General features: G+C 60.3%; 19 protein-coding genes and 1 other RNA gene. 10 read left to right on the forward strand and 10 right to left on the reverse strand.

What is annotated here, in order from left to right:
• Positions 1 to 24 precede the first annotated feature (24 nt).
• A complete protein-coding gene (locus GE543_RS12675; RefSeq protein WP_153221579.1) occupies positions 25 to 513 on the reverse strand; it encodes an N-acetyltransferase in 489 nt (162 codons plus the stop codon).
• Between GE543_RS12675 and GE543_RS12680 the strand changes: the two genes are divergently transcribed.
• Together GE543_RS12680 and ffs are read left to right on the forward strand one after the other, a co-directional pair.
• Positions 512 to 676 (forward strand): hypothetical protein, encoded by a 165-nt coding sequence (locus tag GE543_RS12680; protein ID WP_153221580.1) that lies wholly within the window; start codon positions 512 to 514, stop codon positions 674 to 676. The genes GE543_RS12675 and GE543_RS12680 overlap by 2 nt on opposite strands.
• 62 nt (positions 677 to 738) lie before the next feature.
• Positions 739 to 835, forward strand: an RNA gene (ffs, locus tag GE543_RS12685) — signal recognition particle sRNA small type.
• Positions 836 to 1014: 179 nt separating this feature from the next.
• Here the strand turns inward: ffs and GE543_RS12690 are convergent.
• Positions 1015 to 1674, reverse strand: a complete 660-nt coding sequence (locus tag GE543_RS12690) for a DUF1826 domain-containing protein (protein ID WP_024640630.1) — start codon at positions 1672 to 1674, stop codon at positions 1015 to 1017.
• 321 nt (positions 1675 to 1995) lie between these two features.
• Between GE543_RS12690 and GE543_RS12695 the strand changes: the two genes are divergently transcribed.
• Positions 1996 to 3120: a mechanosensitive ion channel family protein gene (locus GE543_RS12695; RefSeq protein WP_003315176.1), complete on the forward strand. Its 1125-nt coding sequence runs from the start codon at positions 1996 to 1998 to the stop codon at positions 3118 to 3120.
• 5 nt (positions 3121 to 3125) lie between these two features.
• Here the strand turns inward: GE543_RS12695 and acpA are convergent, their stop codons facing one another.
• Positions 3126 to 4811 (reverse strand): acid phosphatase, encoded by a 1686-nt coding sequence (acpA, locus tag GE543_RS12700; RefSeq protein ID WP_016567661.1) that lies wholly within the window; start codon positions 4809 to 4811, stop codon positions 3126 to 3128.
• Between the two features lie 93 nt (positions 4812 to 4904).
• Positions 4905 to 5699: an ABC transporter substrate-binding protein gene (locus GE543_RS12705; protein WP_153221581.1), complete on the reverse strand. Its 795-nt coding sequence runs from the start codon at positions 5697 to 5699 to the stop codon at positions 4905 to 4907.
• Positions 5700 to 5799: 100 nt separating this feature from the next.
• Between GE543_RS12705 and dnaX the strand changes: the two genes are divergently transcribed.
• The 4 genes from dnaX (at position 5800) to pdxB (ending at position 10048) form a co-directional block, all read left to right on the forward strand.
• On the forward strand, positions 5800 to 8013 hold the full coding sequence (gene dnaX / locus GE543_RS12710; RefSeq protein WP_153221582.1) for a DNA polymerase III subunit gamma/tau: 2214 nt from the start codon (positions 5800 to 5802) through the stop codon (positions 8011 to 8013).
• 61 nt (positions 8014 to 8074) lie between these two features.
• The gene (locus tag GE543_RS12715) at positions 8075 to 8401 is read left to right on the forward strand and encodes a YbaB/EbfC family nucleoid-associated protein (protein WP_002552818.1); all 327 of its coding nucleotides are present in this window, start codon (positions 8075 to 8077) and stop codon (positions 8399 to 8401) included.
• Between the two features lie 160 nt (positions 8402 to 8561).
• Positions 8562 to 8816: a sulfurtransferase TusA gene (gene tusA / locus GE543_RS12720; protein WP_046270657.1), complete on the forward strand. Its 255-nt coding sequence runs from the start codon at positions 8562 to 8564 to the stop codon at positions 8814 to 8816.
• Positions 8817 to 8905: 89 nt separating this feature from the next.
• Positions 8906 to 10048 (forward strand): 4-phosphoerythronate dehydrogenase PdxB, encoded by a 1143-nt coding sequence (gene pdxB, locus GE543_RS12725; RefSeq protein ID WP_153221583.1) that lies wholly within the window; start codon positions 8906 to 8908, stop codon positions 10046 to 10048.
• Between the two features lie 74 nt (positions 10049 to 10122).
• Here pdxB and GE543_RS27115 read toward each other — a convergent pair whose 3' ends face one another.
• A complete protein-coding gene (locus GE543_RS27115; RefSeq protein ID WP_003371488.1) occupies positions 10123 to 10293 on the reverse strand; it encodes a PA1571 family protein in 171 nt (56 codons plus the stop codon).
• A 286-nt stretch (positions 10294 to 10579) separates the two neighbouring features.
• Here GE543_RS27115 and GE543_RS12730 point away from each other — a divergent pair, with 286 nt between their 5' ends.
• Positions 10580 to 12349, forward strand: a complete 1770-nt coding sequence (locus GE543_RS12730; protein WP_153221584.1) for an ABC transporter transmembrane domain-containing protein — start codon at positions 10580 to 10582, stop codon at positions 12347 to 12349.
• Between the two features lie 59 nt (positions 12350 to 12408).
• Here the strand turns inward: GE543_RS12730 and GE543_RS12735 are convergent, their stop codons facing one another.
• Positions 12409 to 12690, reverse strand: a complete 282-nt coding sequence (locus tag GE543_RS12735; protein WP_003343080.1) for a pyrimidine/purine nucleoside phosphorylase — start codon at positions 12688 to 12690, stop codon at positions 12409 to 12411.
• A 112-nt stretch (positions 12691 to 12802) separates the two neighbouring features.
• Positions 12803 to 13345 (reverse strand): exonuclease domain-containing protein, encoded by a 543-nt coding sequence (locus GE543_RS12740; RefSeq protein WP_003371494.1) that lies wholly within the window; start codon positions 13343 to 13345, stop codon positions 12803 to 12805.
• 252 nt (positions 13346 to 13597) lie between these two features.
• Between GE543_RS12740 and GE543_RS12745 the strand changes: the two genes are divergently transcribed.
• A complete protein-coding gene (locus tag GE543_RS12745) occupies positions 13598 to 14437 on the forward strand; it encodes an ABC transporter substrate-binding protein (protein WP_032702763.1) in 840 nt (279 codons plus the stop codon).
• Between the two features lie 35 nt (positions 14438 to 14472).
• On the opposite strand, the gene GE543_RS12750 is transcribed toward GE543_RS12745, so the two are convergent.
• Together GE543_RS12750 and eat are read right to left on the reverse strand one after the other, a co-directional pair.
• Positions 14473 to 14640, reverse strand: coding sequence for a DUF2897 family protein (locus GE543_RS12750; RefSeq protein WP_003315162.1), 168 nt, complete (start codon positions 14638 to 14640; stop codon positions 14473 to 14475).
• A 118-nt stretch (positions 14641 to 14758) separates the two neighbouring features.
• Positions 14759 to 16123, reverse strand: coding sequence for an ethanolamine permease (gene eat, locus GE543_RS12755; protein WP_003415841.1), 1365 nt, complete (start codon positions 16121 to 16123; stop codon positions 14759 to 14761).
• Positions 16124 to 16414: 291 nt separating this feature from the next.
• Between eat and pyrF the strand changes: the two genes are divergently transcribed.
• A complete protein-coding gene (pyrF, locus tag GE543_RS12760; RefSeq protein WP_046237099.1) occupies positions 16415 to 17113 on the forward strand; it encodes an orotidine-5'-phosphate decarboxylase in 699 nt (232 codons plus the stop codon).
• Between the two features lie 77 nt (positions 17114 to 17190).
• Here pyrF and GE543_RS12765 read toward each other — a convergent pair whose 3' ends face one another.
• Positions 17191 to 18198 (reverse strand): NADP-dependent oxidoreductase, encoded by a 1008-nt coding sequence (locus GE543_RS12765; protein ID WP_153221585.1) that lies wholly within the window; start codon positions 18196 to 18198, stop codon positions 17191 to 17193.
• Between the last annotated feature and the right edge of the window lie 187 nt (positions 18199 to 18385).

Raw genomic sequence — 18385 nt, forward strand, 5'->3', positions numbered from 1 at the left:
GTTCAAAGCAGGTTCAAAGCAGGTTCAAAGCGTCAGGGTCAGCCTGCGCTCGAAACCGATTCGCCCGCGATACGCCTCACCGGTATCCACCCAGCCCTGGCCTGTATAAAGCCCGATGGCAGCCGAGTTGTCCGCGTCCACCGACAGCATCAACTGAGTGATGTCAGGCCATTTCAGGCGCAACGCCGCAGACAGCGCCTGCAGGCACGCCTTGCCCAGCCCCTTGCCCTGTTCGCGGTGATCGATCTGCAACGCATGCAGTGTCGCCGTCAGATCCTCCTGAGCCCAATGCGGCAGACAGTCATCGCGCTTGAGCAGCAAGAAACCGACGGGCTTCTCGTCACTGAGCAGCGCGAGGCCGCAAATATTCGGGCTGGGTCTGACCAGAAGCGTATTGAGCGCGGTGTAGATGTCGCCGGAGAACTGGATCTGTTCCTGCGTCACCTCGAGGTATCCGAGCTGTTGGCGTTGAGAGGCGGTAAGGTCGTGGTAGTCGACCAATCGAGTCTGCATGAGCAACCTGCTGGTTGATTATGTTGAGGCGGGCAGGGTACAGGATCGAACGGGGCCGTTTCGAGGATTTGTCATGCCGATGAGCAATACGCATTGGCCTTTCAGCCCCGGCACACAAGTGCTTGAGCCCCCTCGAAATTTTTATCCGCAGCAACGGTTGTAAACTCGCGCAAGACCGGTACAATGGCGCGGCTCGCCAACTGGTGAGTGTCGTTATGGTGACCCCATCGGTCCCCCCGCAACGATTACCCGTGAACCTGGTCAGAGCCGGAAGGCAGCAGCCACAGCGGGAACATTGTGTGCCGGGGTGTGGCTGGTGGGGGCACCACCTATCTCAAGGCCCTTTCTGAAAGGCGCCTGCTCGTAAAAATAACAGCCTGTTCCTGTTTCGACTGCGCCCTGCGCTGGCGAGAGCTTCGTGCGTCTGTAAAAGCAGTCTGCCCGGCACGGAGATAACCGCCGGATGTCTCTGTCCCGGCGGTTAATCCTGCGTGGCCTGCCTTACTTCCATCGCGCCATGAATATGGACCTGCCGGTCTCACTCGGTGAGCGATGTACCAGTTTAGGAATGCTTTCCTCGGTAATGCCTTTGCCAGCAAAGAAATAGAAGCGGTCTTGCTTGGCTTCTTTGGTCTTTTGTGCGACCACCTCGGCGCTCACAGGGTTCATTTCTGCATATTCCCCGTTCGTAAACACGGCTTTTGAATCCGGCGACGTGACGAACTCTGTGCCGCGGCCTTCTATCGCTGAGATGCAAATGACTTTTAGCGGTGCTCTGTCTTGATGCCATTGCTCTGAGCGCGGATTGTCCGCGCGCCGCAGTTGAAATTCGTGGGGGCGTAATTGTTGTTTTCTTCCCGTGAGCGAGGCGGCGATGTCTTTTGCTACTGCCGTTACCGAGCGCTCATGCTCGGTCGTCCGCAGGTCAACGACTTTACCGACGGTTTCGTTTCGCCATGCAGGGTTACTGAGACGGCTTTGCTCAAGCAAATAGCTTTTCGTGTGCTCCGACATGCGAACGCTGAAATATCCTTCCTTTTCTAGCTTTGCAGTCTTTTGCTGAATTTTCTCGGGTTCCAGCTTCAATTCATCAAAGGGCTGGGGCTGTGGCTGGGTGTAATACGTCGATGGGCCAGCTCCGCCACGGATGCTAAAGGTCATGGGTGTTTTCCTCTGCGTTGATGTGATCTTTAACCATGGCTAGCCTTGTGGCCATTTGGTCTCCCTCCTCCACGGCAGGGGTTTGAGTGGCGATGAGTCGAAGAATGGTTCCATGCCGGCCAGCTCGGCAATCAGGAGAGGGCGTGGTGTGATTTCCATTGCTCTACCAGCAGCCAAATCAAACTGAACCCTCACTCTTACACATCCCCTAACCCCTTACGCGTCGCTTGAAACCGTTTTACGGCAAGGGGCAATTCAAGTCGCTGCGGGTGTCACGGGCTTTTCGGTCAGGCGTCTCGCAGCAGTGGAGCCGGGGGCCGGATGGAACAGGACATCATCAGATTTTTCACAGACTCGCAATTTCTGGGCATATCGCTCGCTAACTGGATACTGGCTATCTTCGCCTCGACCCTGAGTTTTATTCTGGTCAGGGGCGTGATCGGTTTTGTGCTCAGAAAGATGCGTTCGCGTGCGGATGCGCCCAGCACGCATATGCGATACATCGTGGTGCAGGTGCTGTCGGGCACCAGTAATACCTTGTTGCTGCTGGCTTCGATCCTGATCGGCATCGGCATGCTCGATCTGCCGGAACGCTGGCTCGGGCGGGTCAGCAGCCTATGGTTCGTGGTCGCCGCATTGCAGGTCGGGTTGTGGGCGAACCGGGCGATCGCGCTGGCGTTGCAGCGCTACTTCGTGCGTCACAACGCCGGCGGCACCTTTCAGGGCAGCGCGCTGGCTACGTTGAGTCTGTGGGGCGCGAAGGTGTTGCTGTGGGCCACGGTGGTCATGGCGATGCTGTCGAACGTCGGGGTCAATATCACCGCGTTCGTCGCCAGCCTCGGGGTCGGTGGTATTGCGGTCGCGCTGGCGGTGCAGAACATTCTGGGTGACGTGTTTGCCTCGCTGTCCATCGCCGTGGACAAGCCTTTCGAGGTCGGCGACTTCATCGTCGTCGGTGCGCTGTCCGGCACGGTCGAGCACGTGGGCCTCAAGACCACACGGATCCGCAGCCTGGGTGGCGAGCAGATCGTGATGGCCAACGCCGACATGATCAACAACACCATCCAGAACTACAAACGCTTGCAGGAACGACGCATCGTCTTCGAATTCAGGCTGACCTATGACTGCTCGGTCGATCAGATCAGGGAAGTGCCGAAGAAAGTCGAAGCGATCATCAACGCGCAGAAACTGGCACGTTTCGACCGTTCGCATTTTCGGGGTTTTGGCGAGACATCACTGGAGTTCGAGACCGTTTTCATCGTGCTCGACCCCAGCTACAACGTCTATATGGATGTGCAGCAGGCGATCAATCTGGACATCATGGAAGCCTTTGCCGAACTGGATGTGCGTTTCGCGTTCCCGTCCCGCACGGTGTACGTGGCGTCCCTGCCACCGGTTAAAACCGCTCGTCCGACTGCGCTGGAGGCTGCCGACGCGACGACCTGACGGGATCAGGCCGGAAACTGCAGCGCGTTGGTCAGGTCGCCCATCGGCGCCTGGCCACGCGCGATCATGGCCTCGTCGCGGCGTTTCAGACCGTCGAGCTTTTCCAGGCCATGCACGCGGGTGATCAGGCGCAGGATCGAGGCGGTGTCGTAAACCGTGTGGTCGACCTTGCCCTTGCGGGCGAAAGGGGAGATGACCAGCGCCGGAACGCGGGTGCCGGGACCGAAGCGGTCGCCTTTTGGCGGTGCGACGTGGTCCCACCAGCCGCCGTTCTCGTCGACGGTGATGACGATCACCATGTTGTCCCACTGCGGGCTCTTGCGCAGCACCTTGACCACCCGGTCGATGTGCCGGTCACCCGCAGCCACATCGGCGTAACCGGCGTGCATGTTCAGGTTGCCCTGGGGCTTGTAGAAGGTTACCGCAGGCAATTTGCCCGCTTCGGCATCGGCGAGGAAGCGATTGGTGCTCGACTCGTCACCCAGCCCACCATCACGCAGGCGCTTCTTGCGCTCTTCAGGGTGCTGCGGACCCTGCTGCTTGAAGTAGTTGAACGGCTGGTGATGGTATTGAAAGTTGGGGATTTTCGGGATCCCGGTGGAGTCCTTGAACTCATCCAGCGTCACTTGCCAGGCGCCGGCATACCAGGCCCAGTCAACATTCCTTTTCGACAGCTTGTCACCGATGTGCTCGTGGCTTTGTGGAACCAGCACGTTGGGCAGATCCGGTTTCGAGTAATCAGGGTTCTGCGGGTCGCGCAGCCAGGTTGGCCAGTACGGCGGGGCCATGGTGTTGACCGCGTAGTTGTCCGGCGTAATGGCGCTGGGGCCGAATTGTGGCGGCCCGTCCATGGCGCTGGCCGGCGACTTGTCGAGCGGTTTGAGGCGCGGGTCCAGCGGGTTGAAGCTCTGCAGGGTGGCGATTTGCGACTTGGCCGGAGATTCGGCGGCGTTCGGGTAAACAGGCGCGGTGGCTGAAATCAGGTACTGGTGGTTGAGGAACGAGCCGCCGAAAGCACCCTGGAAGAAGTTGTCACACAGCACGAACTCCTTGGCCACGTCCCACAGGCGCAGCGAGTACTGAGTCTGTGCGTAGTTGCCCATGGTCAGGCCGCCCGCATCCGCCCAGGCCACGAAGCGGTCGTTCTTGCCGTCGTTGATCTGCATCTGGTTCTGGTAAAAGACGTGCCACAGGTCACGGGTCACCAGGCTCAGCGGCAGGTCTTCACCGTTTGGCCCCTTGAGCGGGAACGGCGCGTTGGGCAGGTCTTGCTGAAACTGCTCGCCCACCGGATAGGTCACGCCATCGACGGTTTGCGGTCCGACCTGCAGCACGCCGCCCCAGGCCGGTGGCAGTTTGGACAAGCGCGTACCGTCGCGGTCGCGCTGCTCGTAATCCGAAGGCCTGAGCGAGGAGAGCGGCTTTTCGACACCGGGGAAATCGCCGAACAGGTTATTGAAGCTGCGGTTCTCGGCGTAGATCACCACAATGGTTTTCACATTTTCGCGCAAGGCGCGATCCAGCGCAGGTCCGGCAAGGTGATGATGCCGCTCGTTGTCGCCAGGCGGTTTCTCGTGGGCGGAAACGTAACTGCTAAGGGTGACACCTGCACCCAAGGCAGCCATCCCGCCCAGAAAACGACGGCGGCTGGGGTTTTCGTTGGTATCTTCGTCGTCTGGTCTGTCGCTCATCGCCAAATACTCGCGCTGGTTAATGTGTTACCAAAGATTTCACGCGAGCGTAACCATGGAATATGACGCTATTGCGACAGCGCAGATCAAGGATCAGGGGGTGGTGGGCGTGGTGTAGTGATCGATGATCTGCTGGATCTCGCCAGACAGGCGCATCTGCACCAACGTGCGCAAAATTCTGCCCACCGGCAGTTCGGGGTTATTGCGGATCATGCAGGCGGCCGGCTGTTCGGCGACCATTGATATCGGCATGAGCTTCTTGCCGACAGGCAGGTTCCGGTTGGTCCATTCGAGGATCAACTGATTGGTCACCGCATAGTTGTAGCGCCCGGCCATCAGTTTGCCGAGCGTCTGGTTCTGCGTGCGTGCATCTTCACGGACCAGTTTATGCGCCTCGAAAAGATGCTGCAGGGCCGGGTAGGTGTAGCCCAGCACGGTGCCGACGGTTTCGTTGTCGAACTGATCGGGGTAGGGGCCGGCAGCCGTTGCCGCCGAAGCGACCAGCCAGTCGCGCTGATAGAGAATCGGCAGGCTCCACAGGTAGTCCCCGGACAGGTCGGGGTACCACGCCTGGGCGCTGTAGCAGTGCATGTCGACTTCGCCACGCTCCAGCGCCGACTGGATACGCAGGCGCGGCATCACGTGATAACGGGCTTCGAGGCCCACATGGTGCGCAAGGCTTTGCATGATGTCGAACAGAATGCCGGATTCGGGACGAAAGTCGGTAATGTGCATCATCGGCATGGTCCAGCCTTCGTTGACTGCAAAGCTCAAGGTTCCCTGCGCCGCGCGACCGGTTTGCGGCAACAGCAATAGCAGACAGAGCGCCGCTGCACGAGGCAGCCGCGGGGTGGTGAAGGCCCGAATAAAGCGCGTCAATTGAGTCATTTGCACAGCTTAGCCACAATAGAGACGGACACCAGATGCAATTTTGCCCCTGCTCGGCTAGCATTGGCGGTCTTCCGCTTACCAGTTGCGACGGTTTTAAATGAGTTATCAGGTTCTTGCACGTAAATGGCGTCCGCGCTCGTTCCGCGAAATGGTCGGCCAGGCTCATGTGTTGAAGGCCCTGATCAACGCGCTGGACAGCCAGCGCCTGCACCATGCGTATCTGTTTACCGGCACCCGCGGCGTCGGCAAGACGACTATCGCGCGCATCATCGCCAAGTGCCTGAACTGTGAGACCGGCATCACCTCGACGCCTTGCGGCACCTGTTCGGTGTGCAAGGAGATCGACGAGGGCCGTTTCGTCGACCTGATCGAAATCGACGCCGCCAGCCGCACCAAGGTCGAAGACACGCGCGAGCTGCTGGATAACGTGCAATACGCGCCCAGCCGCGGCCGCTTCAAGGTCTACCTGATCGACGAAGTGCACATGCTTTCCAGCCACTCGTTCAACGCCTTGCTCAAGACGCTTGAAGAGCCGCCGCCCTACGTCAAGTTCATCCTCGCCACCACCGATCCGCAAAAGCTGCCGGCGACCATCCTTTCGCGCTGCCTGCAGTTCTCGCTGAAAAACATGACGCCTGAACGCGTGGTCGAGCATCTGACCCACGTGCTGGGCGTCGAGAACGTGCCCTTCGAAGACGACGCGCTGTGGCTGCTCGGGCGCGCCGCCGATGGTTCGATGCGTGATGCGATGAGCCTTACCGACCAGGCCATTGCCTTCGGTGAAGGCAAGGTCATGGCTGCCGATGTACGTGCCATGCTCGGCACGCTGGACCACGGTCAGGTGTTCGATGTACTGACTGCGCTGCTGGAAGGCGATGCCCGCGGGGTACTGGAGGCGGTACGCCACTTGGCCGAGCAGGGCCCTGACTGGAATGGCGTGCTCTCGGAAATTCTCAACGTGCTGCACCGTGTCGCGATTGCCCAGGCGTTGCCGGAAGGCGTCGACAACGGTCATGGCGATCGTGATCGGGTGCTGGCCCTGGCGCAGGCCCTGCCTGCCGAAGACGTGCAGTTTTACTACCAGATGGGCTTGATTGGTCGTCGTGACCTGCCATTGGCCCCTGATCCGCGTGGCGGCTTCGAGATGGTCCTGCTGCGCATGCTGGCGTTCCGTCCTGCTGACAGCGATGACGCGCCGAGGCAGCCGCTAAAGCCAGTGGGGATCAGCCAGGCCACGGTTGATTCCCGAAAAGCAGTGGCTGATGCGACACCTGTTGCATCGGCAGCTCCCGCAGTGTCGACCGCCCCGGTGATGGCTGCGCCCGATCCGGCCTTCGAAGCGCTGCCGCCTGCAGCAGCCCCGATGCCGGTCGCCGCTGCCCGGCCAGAGCCTGCGGTACAGCCAGAATCGAAGCCAGAGCCACAAGCCGCGCCAGTCGAAGACCTCGACCTGCCGTGGAATGAACCGAAATCCCCGGCTGCCGAACCCGCCGCCGAAACTGCGCCCCCTACCGAATCTGTTGCCGAGCCAGTCGCCGAGCCGGTTCTGGAGACCGTTTCCGAGCAGCCCGACCTGACGCCCATGCCGACGCCTGCGCCCGCCAGCCCGGTGCCGGCCGCACCTGAAGCCGAGCCTGCGCAGCCGGCCGCCGAGCAGCCGGTCACGCCGGCAATGCTCGAAGCCATCCCGGACTCTGCGTATCTGTCCACGCACACCGATTCGATGTCTTCCGACTCCGGGCCGATGGGGCGTGACGACGAGCCGCCAGCGGATGACGATTACGTCGAGTCGGATATCGACATAGACCCGGCGTCCTACAGCTATCTGGACGAGCTGGCCCACGAAAGTGTCGTCGAGCTTGAAGCCGTCGAGCCCGAGCCTGCTCCAGCCGCCAAACCGGCCACCGGTCTTGCGGCCGAGTGGCTGGACGTGTTTCCCAAGCTGCCGATCTCCGGGATGACCGGCAGCATCGCGGCCAACTGCACACTGATCTCGGCCGATGGCGACAACTGGCTGCTGCACCTGGACCCGGCGCACAGCGCGCTGTTCAACTCGACGCAGCAGCGGCGCCTGAACGATGCGTTGAACCAGTACCATGGGCGCACGATCAATCTGAGTATCGAACTGATCAAGCCCGAGCAGGAAACCCCTGCGCAGGCTGCTTCACGATTGCGTGCCGAGCGCCAGCGCCAGGCCGAAGCCTCGATCCAGGCCGACCCGTACATCCAGCAGATGCTGCAACAGTTTGGCGCTGTGATCCGGGAAGATACGATCAAACCGGTGGACGCGCCTGCGGTGCAGGCTCAATAACTGAACACAGGGCGCCGCTGGCGCCACGCAAACGAACCATCCATTTTCGAGGAGATATCCCATGATGAAAGGTGGCATGGCTGGCCTGATGAAGCAGGCGCAGCAAATGCAGGAAAAAATGGCCAAGATGCAGGAAGAACTGGCCAACGCGGAAGTTACCGGTCAATCGGGCGCAGGCCTGGTGAGCGTGGTGATGACCGGTCGTCATGACGTCAAGCGCATCAATCTGGATGACAGCCTGATGCAGGAAGACAAGGAAGTGCTGGAAGACCTGATCGCCGCCGCCGTCAACGACGCTGTGCGCAAGATCGAGCAAGCCAGCCAGGACAAGACGGCTTCCATGACCGCTGGCATGCAGTTGCCGCCCGGTATGAAGCTGCCGTTCTGACGGTCGCCCGGCTTCTGATCAATGCCAGGCCCCGTGCCTGGCATTTTTCTGTCTGCTGGCTGGCTGGCCGGGCGCCGCGATGCGGCTTCAGTACCACCATCAGCATTTGGCCTGATCGACTGAATTGAGCGACAATCGTCCCCCGTCTCTGGAGTGCCCCATGTCTGAGCCCATTGAAAACCTCACTGTCGACGCCGAGCTGGACGCCGTCGGGCTTTTCTGTCCGGAACCGGTGATGATGTTGCACCAGAAGGTGCGTGATCTGCCTGCGGGCGGTTTGCTCAAGGTCATTGCAACCGATCCGTCCACGCGTCGCGATATCCCGAAATTTTGTGTATTCCTCGGTCACGAGCTGGTTGCGGAGCGAGCCGAAGAGGGCACGTTCCTCTACTGGATCCGCAAGAAGTCCGACTGATCGCCACATCGCTGCAACCCGCGCCTGTTCACGACGCACCTGTTCCCGATTCGAGCAGGTCCCTGTTCGCCAGATCCAGAGAGTCCTCCATGCGCATTGTTGCTGACGAAAATATTCCCCTGCTCGACGCCTTTTTTGCTCATTTCGGTGAGATTCATCGCTTGCCGGGCCGCGCCATGGACCGTGCCGCTGTGGCGGATGCCGACATCCTGCTGGTTCGCTCGGTCACCGCAGTGACCCGCGAACTGCTTGAAGGCAGCCCGGTGCGTTTTGTCGGGACCTGCACCATTGGCACTGATCACCTCGATCTGGACTGGTTTCAGCAAGCCGGTATCCAGTGGGCCAGCGCTCCGGGCTGCAATGCGCGCGGCGTGGTGGACTACGTGCTCGGCAGCCTGTTGACGCTGGCTGAAATCGAGGGTGTTGACCTTGCGCAGCGCACCTACGGAGTGGTCGGTGCGGGGCAGGTGGGTGGTCGGCTGATCAGCGTATTGAAGGCTCTGGGCTGGAACGTACTTGTTTGCGATCCGCCACGCCAGGCTGCCGAAGGCGGTGACTTCGTCAGCCTCGACGAGATCCTGCAGCGCTGTGACGTCATCAGCCTGCACACGCCGCTGAGCAAAGTCGGGGCGTCACCGACCTGGCACCTGCTCGACGACGCGCGTCTGCGTCAGCTCCGGCAGGGTGCCTGGCTGATCAATGCCAGCCGTGGCGCCGTGGTGGATAACGCAGCGCTGCACGACATCCTGCTTGAGCGAGAAGACCTGCAAGCGGTGCTGGATGTGTGGGAGGGCGAGCCGCAGGTCAACGTCGCGCTGGCTGACTTGTGCGTTCTGGGTACACCGCATATCGCCGGTTACAGCCTGGATGGCAGGCAGCGCGGCACGGCGCAGATCTATCAGGCGCTGTGTGGCTTTCTTGATCAGCCTGCGACGATCAAGCTGGACCATCTGCTGCCAAGACCCTGGCTGGCGCAGGTCAGTCTTGACGCGGCCTGCGACCCGGTCTGGGCGCTCAATATGCTGTGCCGTGGCGTGTATGACCCGCGTCGTGACGATGCGGATTTCCGCCGCAGCCTGACCGGTGACACCGCCAGCCAGCGTCTGGCCTTCGATGCATTGCGCAAGCAGTACCCGCCACGCCGGGAAATCGAAGGGCTGATGGTACGCCTGGAGGGCGAGTCCGAACCATTGGCGCGCCTGGTGCGGGCAATGGGCGCGGTGCTGGTCTGATCGCCAACCGGGCTATCGGGCAATAAAAAACCCGACCTGGTGGTCGGGTTTCAAATGTCTGGTACGGCTCGGTTTTATTTTTCCGGTGTTACCCAGTGCTTGTCGCATTCCTGGCAGGCAGCCTGAACCATTTCTTCGGTGATCAGGACTTCTTGCCCGTGCTGGTCGAGAATGGCACCGCCAACCGGCAGATTGGGCGTGGCTCGAACGACTTGAACTTCGTTGCTGCGCTCTTGCGGGTTCATGGTTTTCTCCTTTCATCAGGTAACGGCGTTAAGTTAACCGCGCTTGATGACCGGTCCGTGACAGGTACTGTCAGCCGCTCAAACGCGCTCCAAGTGCAACAGATATGATGCAAATCTGCCAGCAGGCGCTTAGATCGATGTCTTATAGCGGCCTCTGTAAAGCAGTCATAACCTGACTCTGCAAGCCGGCCGCAAGTTCATTCGAAATGATGTTCGGCGCGCCCGGCAACACAGGTGTAGGCTTTGCAATTCAGACAGATCGGGCAGACAGGCAGGTTCATCGTTCATGATTTCACGGATTACCCGACGTCATCGCCAGGCCTTGCGTCTGGCTGCGAGTTTCATCGCGCCGTATCGCTGGCAGGCGCTCGGCGCATTGCTGGCATTGGTCATTACCGCGGGCATCACCCTGTCGATCGGGCAGGGCATCAAGCTGATGGTCGATCAGGGGTTCATGACCCGTTCACCGCAGTTGCTCGAACGCTCGATCGGGTTTTTCATGCTGCTGACGGTCGGCCTCGCCGTCGGAACCTTCGCCCGCTTCTATCTGGTGTCGTGGATCGGCGAGCGTGTGGTTGCCGACTTGCGCAAGAAAGTATTCGATCACCTGATCGAACTGCATCCGGGTTTCTACGAGAACAATCGCAGTTCGGAAATCCAGTCGCGACTGACCGCCGATACCACGTTGTTGCAGTCGGTGATCGGCTCGTCACTGTCGATGTTCCTGCGCAATGCGCTGATGGTCATCGGCGGCATCGTGCTGTTGTTCATCACCAACCCCAAACTCACCAGTATCGTGGTGGTGGCGTTGCCGCTGATCATCGCGCCCATTCTCATGTTCGGGCGGCGGGTACGAAACCTGTCGCGCGAGAGTCAGGACCGGGTCGCCAATGTCGGCAGCTACGTGGCCGAGGCTTTGGGGCAGATCAAGACGGTGCAGGCCTACAATCATCAGCAGCAAGACAAGCAGCGCTTTTCGCATACGGTGGAGCAGGCGTTCGAGACCGCTCGTAAACGTATCCTGCAGCGCTCCTGGCTGATCACGCTGGTAATCGTTCTGGTGTTGGGTGCGGTGGCGGTGATGCTGTGGGTGGGCGGCATGGACGTGATCAGCGGCCGCATCTCCAGCGGTGAGCTGGCAGCGTTCGTGTTCTACGCGCTGATGGTCGGTATGGCGTTCGGCACGTTGAGCGAAGTGATTGGCGATCTGCAGCGCGCCGCCGGTGCGGCGGAGAGGATCGGCGAGCTGCTTAAGGCGCGCAGCGAGATCAGCGTGCCGACCACGGACCTGCAGAGCCTGCCGCAGCGCATCAGTGGGCGCCTGGCGCTGGAGAATGTCACCTTCGCCTACCCGTCGCGCCCCGAGCGCAATGCGCTGGATGACCTGACCCTGAGCATCGAGCCCGGTGAAACCCTGGCGCTGGTCGGGCCCTCCGGCGCGGGCAAGTCGACCATTCTGGATCTGCTGCTGCGTTTTTACGACCCGATTCAAGGGCGCATCCTGATCGAGGGCGTGCCGATCGCGCAGCTCGACCCCCATGATCTGCGCCGCTGCTTCGCACTGGTTTCACAATCGCCCGCACTGTTTTTCGGCAGTGTCGAAGACAACATTCGTTACGGTAACGCCACCGCGAGCCTTGAGCAGGTAGAGGCGGCGGCGCGCATCGCCCATGCGCATGAGTTCATTCTCGACATGGCCGACGGCTATCGTACGCATCTGGGTGAGGGCGGGGTGGGCTTGTCCGGCGGACAGCGGCAGCGTCTGGCGATTGCCCGCGCCTTGCTGGTCGATGCGCCGATTCTGTTGCTGGACGAGGCGACCAGTGCGCTGGACGCGCAGAGTGAGCACTTGATTCAACAGGCCCTGCCGAGCCTGATGCAGGGGCGTACCACGCTGGTCATCGCCCACCGGCTGGCCACGGTGCAGAATGCCGACCGGATTGCCGTCATGGATCAGGGGCGGTTGGTGGCCGTGGGCACCCATCAGCAGTTGATCGCCAGCAACCCGCTTTATGCGCGACTGGCGGCGTTGCAGTTCAATGCCGGGGTTGAATAGGAGAGGGCGAGAAGGGCGTGTGGGCAACGTGGGAGGTCAAGCCTCCCACTCGCTGAGCCTCAGCGATATTCGCACAGGTAGGCGGTATCGACTTTGACCTTGATCTGGAACTTGCTGTTGGCCGGTACGTTGAACTGGTTGCCGGTGGCAAAGGTTTCCCAGTCAGTGCTGTCCGGAAGCTTCACGCTCAACTCGCCGGAGATCACATGCATGATTTCCCGTTGCGCCGTACCGAACTCATATTCGCCCGCTGCCATGACACCGATGGTTGCCTCACCATCGGCCTGGGTGAAGGCGATGGATTTGACGGTGCCGTCGAAGTACTCGTTGACCTTGAACATGGGCGATTCCTTTTGAAAGGGCTGAAAATGGCTCGCCAGTATGCCCAACACGGTAAAACTCGTCACGCCCCTTGCACGTCGATGCTGACGAAGCGTCGACCTGCAGCGGCATTCAATTGGGCAGGATCAACGGCAGCAGTCTGGCAGTATTGCGCGCATCGACCAGAGCGCGGTGCTGCTGCCCGCTGAACTGCATGCCTGCCAGTTGCAAGGCACTGTTCAGTCCCATCGGCTTCTGCAAGTGGCGGGCCTGGGCGAAACGCTGTTTGAGATTGACGTGCGGCATGCTGGACAGCGCACTGTCGAGGTGATGTTGGCGCCATTCCTCCTCCAGTTGCTGGCGATCGTAATCCCCCCAACTGGCCCAGCCCACGATGCGTGCACGGTGATGGCTCAACCAGCGCTCGAACTGCGGCCACACCGTCGTCAGCGGCGCAGCGCTGTCGATGCTGCTCTGGTTGATATGGGTCAGCTCGCGGCAGAAATGGGTCAGCAACGGCCTGCGTGCCGGGCGCACGAAGCGCTCGAAATGGTCCAGCTCGCGTCCGTCCTGGTTGACCAGCGTCGCGCCTATCTCGATGACTTCCATTTCTGCGACCGGCCATCCACCTTCTTCGGTCGTGGCCTCAAGATCAATCACCAGCCAGTGCGGCATCATCAAGCTTCCTTACGATAGTCAATGGCTTCAGCGTAGCCAGATTAACCCGTTGCGCACACTCTGGGCTTTGCATTGGCACCCTTGTTGTTACAACTGCCCCTACAGTGACCACAGGTGGTTGCATTGGTGCCTCGCGGGCCGCTGTCACTCGCCTGGACGAATGCTGCAAGCGCACCGCAGAGCACTGACGCCGTCGATTTGACAGTTGTTTAAATCACGGAAACCGCATAGCTTGAACGGCTTTGATTGATGTCGTGTTTTATGAAAAGACTTGCAGTGTTAATTGACGGTGTGGCGCGCGGGATCGTTACCGGTGTCATGCTCTTCATTCCGTTGATGGCAACGCAGCAGGTCTTCGCCGCGCAAATCGTGCGGGTGGCCGCAGTGCATTTCCCCCCTTACATGGTGCGCCCTGAAAAAGGTGAGGACGCCGGTCTTTTACCCAGGCTGGTCGAGGCACTCAATGGCGAGCAGGACGAATATGAATTCGTGATGATTCCGACATCGGTGCCTCGGCGTTTTCGTGATTTCACGGAAGGGCGTTTCGATGTTGCAGTCTTCGAAAACCCCGAGTGGGGCTGGAAGGACATTCCCCATGAACAGCTCGATATGGGGCTCGAGGATGCCGAGGTCTACGTGGCGCGCCGGGTGGAAGGACGCGGGCAGGATTACTTCGACACTCTGGCTGACAAACGTCTGGCATTGTTCAGTGGCTATCATTATGGATTTGCCAACTTCAATACCGATCAGAAGTACCTGAGCGAGCACTTCACCATTACCTCCACGTACTCCCACGACAGCAACTTGCTGATGGTGGTGCGCGGCCGCGCCGATATTGCGCCTGTTACCCGTTCGTACCTGATTGATTTCATGGCGCATAACAAGGAAGAAGCGGCGCAATTGATGGTGTCCGACCGTATCGATCAGGTCTATCGTCAATACGCGTTGCTGCGCCCGAATGGCAGCATCGACGTGCCGCACTTCAAACAGCTACTGGAAAGGTTGCGTGCAGATGGGCAGTTGGCGAAGATTTTCGAGCCACTTCATATCAAGGTGCTTCCGGTGAATGCCGAGATGCCCGGCAACTAGCAGGGGCAGGTTTTGCACCTGCCACCCGGAGGCACTCAACGGTCGTTGGCGTCCTTGGCATCCATCTCTGCGTTGCGCTCGTGGACGCGCTTGAGCTGTTCTTCAGTGAGGGGCAGTTTCTTGGCTGTGTCGCGCAGCATCATCAGACCGCCGACGACCGAGCCAATGGCTACGAGCAGAATTAACCAGGCATACCAGGGCATAGCGCTCTCCTTGTTGTGATACCGGTTTGAGCAGCACAGCTGCCCAATGGTTCAAGTGTATGCGCCCTGAGGGGTTGCGTGCGAAAGCATTCGCCTGCAACCCCTAAGAAGCTGGCAATTACTTCCCGGTCAGCATCGCGTCGGTCGGCGCGTCGGCGCGCGATTTGGCGGTCAGGCTGAAATAGATGAAGCCGATGGCCATCAGGCCCAGGAAAATCAGGCCGATCAGTGCGTTGAACCAGGCCATTGCCACCAGGCACACGACGGCCAGCGCCAGCGCGATGCCGGGCACTACCGGATAACCGGGGGCGCGGAACGTGCGCTCCAGGCCAGGCTCGGTCTTGCGCAGTTTGAACAGGCTGAGCATGCTCATGATGTACATGACGATGGCGCCGAATACGGCCATGGTGATCATCGCAGCGGTCAGCGTCATGCCGCTCAGGTTGATCAGGCCATCGCTGTAGATTGCGGCGATGCCGATCAGGCCGCCGGCGATGATTGCCCGGTGCGGTGTCTGGAAGCGCGAGAGTCTGGCCAGCGAGGCGGGCAGGTAGCCGGCGCGGGCGAGGGCAAAGAACTGGCGCGAGTAGCCCATGATGATCCCGTGGAAGCTGGCGACCAGACCGAAAAGGCCAATCCACACCAGCATGTGCAGCCAGCCGGAGCTGTCACCGACCACGGCTTTCATGGCCTGCGGCAGCGGATCGTTGATGTTGGCCAGGGTGCGCCAGTCGCCCACGCCACCGGCAAACAGCATGACGCCGATCGCCAGTATCACCAAGGTCAGAATGCCACTGATGTAGGCCTTCGGAATGGTGCGTTTCGGGTCCTTGGCTTCTTCGGCGGCCATTGCAGCGCCTTCGATGGCCAGGAAGAACCAGATGGCGAAGGGGATGGCAGCGAACATACCAGCAATGGCTTCGGGTCCGAAAGTCTGTGAACCGGCCCAGCCGTTCAGGGCGAAATTGCTGAAACTGAATGCAGGTGCGACGACGCCCATGAACACCAGCAATTCGGCGACGGCCAGAATGCACACCACCAGCTCGAAGGTTGCCGCGAGCTTCACGCCCACGATGTTGAGCGCCATGAATACGATGTAGGCGCCAACTGCCGCATGCTTGGGGTCAAGACCCGGGTACTGCACATTAAGGTACGCACCGATCGCCATGGCAATGGCCGGTGGCGCAAAGACGAATTCGATCAGGGTGGCCATGCCGGCGATCAGTCCGCCTTTTTCGCCAAAGGCACGACGGCTGTAGGCGAATGGACCGCCCGCGTGCGGGATGGCCGTGGTGAGCTCGGTAAAACTGAAGATGAAACAGGTGTACATGGTGGCAACCATCAGGGCTGTTACCAAAAAGCCCAACGTACCCGCGACGCCCCAGCCGTAGCTCCAGCCAAAGTATTCGCCGGAAATCACCAGCCCGACGGCGATCCCCCATAAGTGAATCGTGCCGAGTGTCGGCTTGAGTTGCGTGCTCATTGTTATCTCCCTGAGATTCGATAATCGTTGAAACATCCTGTTGCAGAGGCCGTGCCAGTGCACTGTTCATTGTCGTGTTGCTTCAAAACAGGTCGTTTGTGGAACGTCAGGATGAACAGATTCACCCTGTTGTGCAGATTCGGTGCAGGCTAACGTAGCGATGGTCGCTGCAGGTGCAGGAAATCGTGACTTTTTACGACCGCCACTGGACAAATGCTGTTCTATGGGTCCCGCCGGTGCGCCGGTTCGGCTACAATGCGCGCCGATTTCGACTTACCTGAGACCACGCTCATGTCCGCCTGCCAGACTCCTGTCATCGTCGCCCTGGATTTTCCGACCCGTGAAGCCGCCTTGCGCCTGGCTGATCAGCTCGATCCCAAGCTGTGCAGGGTCAAAGTCGGCAAGGAACTGTTCACCAGTTGCGCGGCCGACATCGTCGAGATCTTGCGCCACAGGGGCTTCGAAGTGTTTCTGGATCTGAAATTCCACGACATCCCCAACACCACGGCGATGGCGGTCAAGGCGGCGGCCGAGATGGGCGTGTGGATGGTCAATGTGCACTGCTCGGGCGGCTTGCGCATGATGGCGGCCTGCCGGGAAGTGCTTGAGCAGCGCACCGGTCCACAGCCGTTGCTGATCGGTGTGACCGTTCTGACCAGCATGGAACGTGAAGACCTGGCCGGTATCGGTCTGGACATCGACCCGCAGGTGCAGGTGCTGCGCCTCGCTGCTCTGGCCGAGAAAGCCGGGATGGATGGTCTGGTCTGCTCGGCGCTGGAAGCACAGGCTCTGAAAGCCGCTCACCCGTCATTGCAACTGGTGACACCTGGCATCCGCCCGGCGGGCAGTGCGCAGGACGATCAGCGTCGTATCCTGACCCCTCGTCAGGCACTGGATGCAGGTTCTGACTACCTTGTCATCGGTCGCCCGATCAGCCAGGCGGCTGACCCGGCGAAGGCCTTGGCGGCGGTGGTTGCCGAGCTGGCTTGAGTGGATGGATGCGTAGCGTCACGGCGCTTTACCCGCATAGCGGAGAAAGGCTGTGACGCTGCGAAAAGCCTGCGGGTTTATTCCACTTTCAGGATCAGCTTGCCCTGATTCTCGCCGCTGAACAGCATCTGGAAGGTTTCCGGGAACGTCTTGAGGCCGTCCACGATGTGCTCCTTGCTCTTGAGCTTGCCTTCCTTGATCCAGCCGGCCATGACCTGACCCGCTTCTGCAAAGCGCTCCGGGTGGTCCAGTACGATGAAGCCTTCCATGCGAGCACGGTTGACCAGCAACGACATGTAGTTGGCCGGGCCTTTGATCGCCTTGGTGCTGTTGTACTGGCTGATGGCGCCACAGATCACTACACGCGCGCCGACCGCCAGCTGGCTGAGTGCCGCATCGAGGATGTCGCCACCGACGTTGTCGAAGTATACGTTCACGCCATCCGGGCAGTGGCGTTTCAGACCGTCCATGACGTCTTCGGATTTGTAGTCGATGGCTGCGTCAAAGCCCAGCTCCTCGGTCAGCAGACGGCATTTTGCCGTGCCTCCCGCGATGCCGACGACCCGGCAGCCCTTGAGCTTGGCGATCTGCCCGGCGACGCTGCCGACAGCACCAGCTGCGCCGGAAATCACCACGGTATCACCGCTTTTCGGTTGGCCGACGTCCAGCAGCGCCAGGTAGGCGGTCATGCCGGTCATGCCCAGTGCCGATAGATAAAGCGGCAGGGGCGCAAGGCTGGTGTCCACCTTGTAGAAGCCCTTCGGTTCACCGGCAAAGTAGTCCTGCACGCCCAGGCGTCCCTGAACATGGTCACCTACGACGAACTTGGGGTTTTTCGATTCTATTACTTCACCCACGCCGATGGCACGCATCACTTCGCCCAGCTCTACGGCTGGAATGTAGGATTTGCCCTCATTCATCCAGCCACGCATTGCCGGGTCCAGTGACAGGTATTTGCTCCTGACCAGAATCTGCCCGTCGGCAAGTGCGCTGACCGGGACTTCCTGATAGGTAAAGTCTTCACGGCGCGCATCGCCCGAAGGGCGCTTGGCGAGCAGGAACTGGCGGTTGGAAAGATCGGTCATGGCAGGGTCTCCTGAAAAGGGTTCAAGAATGGATTCAAACGCTCATCGCGCCATTCGGGCAAGAAGCGATCACCCAGCGAATGCCGTTTGATCCATGTGGTTGATAGGAGTCCGTTGCGCCACTGGCGTTCAGACGGATCTGCGGATGAAACATTCTGACGACGGATATGGCTTGAGTCGCCCCCCC

The sequence above is a fragment of the Pseudomonas sp. SZ57 genome, assembly GCF_009495975.1.
Lineage (GTDB): Bacteria > Pseudomonadota > Gammaproteobacteria > Pseudomonadales > Pseudomonadaceae > Aquipseudomonas > Aquipseudomonas syringae.